This is a genomic window from Prosthecobacter sp., assembly GCF_044373815.1.
Classification (GTDB): Bacteria; Verrucomicrobiota; Verrucomicrobiia; order Verrucomicrobiales; family Verrucomicrobiaceae; genus Prosthecobacter.
Window position 1 is genome coordinate 1 of record NZ_JBIPNG010000475.1, and the last position, 5138, is coordinate 5138.

Annotated in this window: 6 protein-coding genes; all 6 read left to right on the plus strand. The window is 60.3% G+C overall.

Annotated elements, in window-relative coordinates:
* Nucleotides 1-988 (plus strand): thiamine-monophosphate kinase (locus tag ACIREA_RS26355; RefSeq protein WP_397385305.1); only part of this gene is annotated, 988 nt, incomplete at its 5' end.
* On the plus strand, nucleotides 985-1425 hold the full coding sequence (gene tsaE, locus ACIREA_RS26360) for a tRNA (adenosine(37)-N6)-threonylcarbamoyltransferase complex ATPase subunit type 1 TsaE (RefSeq protein ID WP_397385306.1): 441 nt from the start codon (nucleotides 985-987) through the stop codon (nucleotides 1423-1425). The genes ACIREA_RS26355 and tsaE, both read left to right, overlap by 4 nt.
* Nucleotides 1426-1505: 80 nt before the next feature.
* On the plus strand, nucleotides 1506-2129 hold the full coding sequence (gene tsaB / locus ACIREA_RS26365; protein WP_397385307.1) for a tRNA (adenosine(37)-N6)-threonylcarbamoyltransferase complex dimerization subunit type 1 TsaB: 624 nt from the start codon (nucleotides 1506-1508) through the stop codon (nucleotides 2127-2129).
* Nucleotides 2126-2974 carry an SMP-30/gluconolactonase/LRE family protein gene (locus tag ACIREA_RS26370; protein ID WP_397385308.1) on the plus strand — a complete coding sequence of 283 codons (849 nt, stop codon included), beginning with the start codon at nucleotides 2126-2128 and terminating at the stop codon, nucleotides 2972-2974. The genes tsaB and ACIREA_RS26370 overlap by 4 nt, the downstream gene beginning before the upstream one ends.
* Before the next feature lie 87 nt (nucleotides 2975-3061).
* Complete coding sequence (locus tag ACIREA_RS26375) at nucleotides 3062-3514, plus strand: DUF2726 domain-containing protein (protein WP_397385309.1); 453 nt, start codon at nucleotides 3062-3064, stop codon at nucleotides 3512-3514.
* Between the two features lie 53 nt (nucleotides 3515-3567).
* Nucleotides 3568-5138 (plus strand): FAD-dependent oxidoreductase (locus ACIREA_RS26380; protein ID WP_397385310.1); only part of this gene is annotated, 1571 nt, incomplete at its 3' end.

The window sequence follows — 5138 nt, forward strand, 5'->3', positions numbered from 1 at the left end:
CCACGTCGACCAGCCCAAGGCATTCCGTCTGCCTTCCTCATTCGGCCTTCGTCATTATTTCGTCATTCGTCATTCTCCGCTGATGCCCACCCTAGCCGACATCGGAGAAGACAATCTCATCCGCAAACTCATGCGCGGAGTGAAGCTCGACAGCGATGTCATCGCCGGGGCGGGGGATGACTGCGCCGTGGTGCGCAGCACCAAGGACGAGCACACGCTGCTCAAAACGGACGCCCTTGTGCAGGACGTCCATTTCACCCTCGAAACTCCGCCCAAGCTCATCGGCCGCAAAGCCATCGCCCGCGTCGTCAGCGACTTCGCCGCCATGGGTGGCACACCGCGTCATGCCATGATCACTCTCGTGGCTCCGCCCAGCATGCAGGTCGAGTTCCTCTCCGAGATCTATCGCGGCATGCGCGCCATCGCCAAGGAGTACGGCATCAACATCGTCGGTGGTGAAACCTCGCGCGGTCTCGTGCTCATGCTCTCCATCTCCATGAGCGGCACCGTCCCCTCCAAGCGCTGGCTCTCCCGCAGCGAAGGCAAGGCCGGCGATGTCATCCTCGTCACCGGCCGCCTCGGCGGCTCCATCACCGGCAAGCATCTCAAGTTCCAGCCCCGCCTCGAAGAAGGCCGCTGGCTCTCCGAAAATGCCCATCCGCACGCCATGATGGACATCAGCGATGGCCTGGCCAAGGACCTCCCGCGTCTCGCCCTCGCCAGCGGCACGCACTATCAAGTCAACGTAGCCTCACTCCCCTGCAATCCCGGCTGCACCTTCGATCAAGCGTGGGGTGATGGCGAAGACTACGAACTCCTACTCGCCGTCAATCCCCGCAGCGTGAAGTCCCTGCTGCAAAAATGGCGCCTCGCCTTTCCCAAGCTCCCCCTCACCATCATCGGCAAACTCGTCCTCCCCGGCGAAGGCCGCCCCCCCGACTTCGAAAGCACAGGCTGGGACCACTTCGCCCTGAGTGCTGACGCATGATCACCCTGCAGACCGCCGACGACGCCCTCGCTTGGGGCACCCAACTCGCGCCGACACTCGTCGCAGGCGATGTCATCGCTCTCTGCGGCACCCTCGGAGCCGGCAAAACCCAGATCACCTGCGGCATCGTCGCCGGCATGAATTCACAGGCCGCCGTCACCAGCCCCACCTTCACTCTGGTGCATGAGTACCTCGATGGCCGCCTCCCCATTTTCCACTTCGACTTCTACCGCATGGACTCCGCCGCAGAAGTCATCGGCATCGGCTGGGACGAGTTCCTCACCGAGCCCGGCGTCATCATCGTCGAATGGGCCGACATGTTCCCCGACCTCCTCCCACCCCACACCCGCTGGTTCCAAATCGAACCCCAGCCAGACGGCTCGCGGCATGTTCGAGAAAGCAGTACTGCTTCCGATCCAAAGAAGTCAGCGCTCTGACGGATTCTTTCCGTGTATTCCGTGTTTTCCGTGGTTAAACCTTCTGACTTTTTCTTTCCTCTCTTTCGGCCAATCCCTTCATGCTCCTCGCCCTAGACCTCTCCACCGCCCACGGCAGCATCGCCGTCGTGCGGGGCGATGACGTGCTCTTCCGCTCGACCTTCCAGTCCGAGCGCTCCCACAACGCCCAAGTCTTTGCCCCGCTCCGAGAAGCCCTCGCCGCTGCTGGCGATCAACTCACCGGCATCGTCATCGGCAACGGCCCCGGCTCCTACACCGGCGTCCGCATCGCCATCGCCGCCGCTCAGGGCATCGCACTTTCGCGCAATGTCTGGTGCGTCGGCTGGTCCTCCCTTGCCGCGCCAGATTTGGATGCTCCCGCCAGTTACAACATCATCGGCGATGCCCGCCGCCAGAGCTTTTATCTCGCCCGCGTCGAAAACGGCCGTCTGCTGCCCGATCTCGAAATCGTTTCCGCCGAAGTCGCCCGCCAACGCACCGCCGATTGCGAAATAGTGTACACGTTCGACGCCAAATGTCCGCTCGGCCTGTCCCTCCGTTTCGCCAAACCAGACGCCGCCAAGCTCGCCAAAATCGTCCAATCCTTGCCCGCTGACGAACTCGCCGCCCTCATCGCCCAGCCCCTCATCCCCCACTACCTCGCCGAAGCTTTCATCACCCTTCCCAAGCGCCCCACCCCATGACTCCCGAACTCATCTCCAACCACGTTTCTGAATGGGGCGAAGGCCCAATCTGGCACGGAGACCGCCTGTTGTACGTTGATATTGAAACCCATAAGATCATCTCCCTCACCCCATCGACAGGTGAAGAAAAGATCTGGGACGTCGGCCAGCGCGTCGGCACCGTCGTTCCACGCGCCAGCGGCGGCCTCGTCTGGGCAGGCGACAACGGCTTCTTTTTCCTCGATGAAGCCACCGGCATCAGCACCCCCATCGCCGATCCCGAGCCCAACCTCCCTGACAACCGCTTCAACGACGGCAAGTGCGATCCCGCCGGCCGCTTCTGGGCCGGCACCATTTGCCTCCAGAAGCGCCCTGATGCATCACTTTACTGCCTTCATACCGATCTGCGCGTCGAAAAGAAATTCGGTCCCGTCACCAACTCCAATGGCATCATTTGGAACCGTGCTGCAAACACGATGTACTACATCGACACGCCAAGCAAAAAAGTGCGCGCCTTCGACTTCGACAACGCCACCAGCGCCATCACCAATGAGCGCGTCATCTGGGACACCAGCGCCGATCCCTCCTCCCCAGATGGCATGACCATCGACACCGAAGACCGTCTCTGGATCGCCTTCTGCCACGGTGCCAAGGTGGTCTGCTTCAATCCCGCCACCCAGAAGGAAGAGATGCAGATCGACTTCCCCTGCGTCGAAACGACCGCCTGTGCCTTTGGTGGCCCCGATTTGCGCGATCTCTACATCACCACAGGCAAGAAGCCCGATCTGGAGGAGCCTCTTGCAGGCCGTCTTTTCGTCTGCCGACCCGGTGCGCAGGGCGTTCCTGCTGCCACGTTTGGTGGATGAGTGTGCTAGGCTGCCTGTCGGAGGAATTATGCGAGTATGCTTGTGAGGTGAAGAGATATGGCTATAAATTCCATAATAGCCATCCCTATGAAGCTCATTGCTCCCGATCCCGACATGCGTGTTGCAATGCCGTATGAATACACGGCCAAGCCCCTGCTGACTCCCACGGAGGCCAAGTTTCACAGCTGCCTCCTGCAGATCACCGGGGAGCGCTGCCGCATTCAGATCAAGCCCCGGCTGGCCGATGTGTTTGAGCATGAGAAAACGAACGGCGCTTTCCAGATGATCAGCCAGAAGCACGTCGATTTTCTCATCTGCCGCAATGACGACTGGATGCCCATGCTCGGCATCGAGCTGGATGACCCCAGCCACGAGCGCGCCGAAGCCAGGAAACGCGATATGTTCGTGAACATGCTATTCGCTTCCACCGGCGTGCCGCTGCTGCGTCTGCCCGTGCAGGAACTCGATCAACTCGAACGCCTTGTCGAAGAACTAACCAAGGCCTGGAATCATCGCTGGAAGACCTTGGAGATGAGATGATGGGGCAAGAGAATGCCGCATGACAGACTTTCAAGTTGTGGCCAGATAGGAGCATGTTGCGTCCTGTTTCCTTCCTGGTACCCCTATTGGCCCTGCATGCTGCGCATGCTGAAGTCACTCCGCAGAAAGTGGATGTGTGTATCTACGGCGCAACGCCCGCAGGCATCGTGGCTGCCGTGACGGCAAGGCAGGAAGGCTGCTCAGTTCTCATCGTGGAACCCAGCCGCTGGTTGGGTGGGATTCTTGGTGCAGGCATCAAGCCGATGCAGGACTGCGCGGCACCAGAGGCAGTGGGCGGGCTGACGACGAGCCGTGTTTTCAAGCTGGGCAAACAGCCACCTGCCATCCGTCAGGCCTTCGCGGCGTGGCTGGAGGAGGAGAAGATTCCGGTGCTCTTTGAGCATCGTGTGCAAAAGGTGGAAAAGACGGGCAAGGCGATCACGAAACTGGTGCTGGAACTGGCACCGCCGGACAAAAACGGCGTGCCTGCACCCAAGGCTGCGCAATCGGATGCGGCCGTGGTCGAAGCGAAGGTGTTCATCGACGCGAGCTATGAGGGCGATGTCATGGCGGCGGCTGCGGTGCCTTATGCCGTGGGACGTGAGGCGAAGGAGGTATTCAATGAAGAACTGGCAGGTGTGGGGCCGACGACGAACTGGACGCCCATTGATCCCTACGTGGTGCAAGGGGATGCAAAGAGCGGAATGCTGCCGCTCGTGGATGCTGATCATGGTTTGCCGAAGGGCTCAGCGGATGATTACACGCAGGCTTACAACTATCGCTTTTATGTGACGCGTGATGAGGCAAAGCGCATCGCGTTTGAAAAGCCGGCGGGTTATGAGGCGAAGGATTTTGAAGTTGTCGGGCGCTACGTGGAGCACCTCGTTCGCTGTACGGAAGGTGAAGATAAATTGCTCAAGCGGTTGCGGGACATTTTCCCAGGCTGGCTCAACAGCGGTGAGTACAACTACAAGCGTGATTCATTGGTGACGATCGCGCCGCTGGGCGTGAGCCGTTACTATCAGGATGGGAAATGGGAGGCGAAGTCGCGCATCTGGAGGCAGCACAAGGACTACCTCAGTGGACTGCATCACTTTCTGAGCACAGACACACGGGTGCCGGAAAAGTTTCGCGCCGAGACGGTGGCGCTCGGACTGGACAAAACGATGCACGCCGACACCGAGGGCTGGCCTAATCAGCTTTATGTCAGAATCTCGCGACGCATGCAGGGGCCCTATGTGCTGACGCTGGCGGATGTGTGGAACAAGACACAGGTGGAGGACAGCATTGGGCTGGCGCTTTACGGTGTGGATATCTATCCGGTGCGTCGTTACGCCGTGGCAGATCCCGGCACCGGGAAGATGGGCGTGGCAACGGAGGGCAATATGTTCGTCGGCGGCTCCCAAGGCACGGGGCATCCTTATCCCATTCCATATCGGGCGATCACGCCGAAGGCAGATGCTTGCAGCAATCTGCTGGTGCCGGTGTGCTTCTCGGCCAGCTACATCGCCTATGCTTCTGCGCGTATGGAGCCGGTGTTTTGCGTACTAGGGGAGTCCGCCGGTGTGGCTGCTGCGCAGTCCATTCATGCCGGTGTGCCGGTGCAGCAAATTGATGCAACGAA

Coding starts and splice junctions, on each gene's coding strand:
- tsaE (WP_397385306.1), top strand. CDS start 985: ATGATCACCCTGCAGACCGCCGACGACGCCCTCGCTTGGGGCACCCAA.
- tsaB (WP_397385307.1), top strand. CDS start 1,506: ATGCTCCTCGCCCTAGACCTCTCCACCGCCCACGGCAGCATCGCCGTC.
- ACIREA_RS26370 (WP_397385308.1), top strand. CDS start 2,126: ATGACTCCCGAACTCATCTCCAACCACGTTTCTGAATGGGGCGAAGGC.
- ACIREA_RS26375 (WP_397385309.1), top strand. CDS start 3,062: ATGAAGCTCATTGCTCCCGATCCCGACATGCGTGTTGCAATGCCGTAT.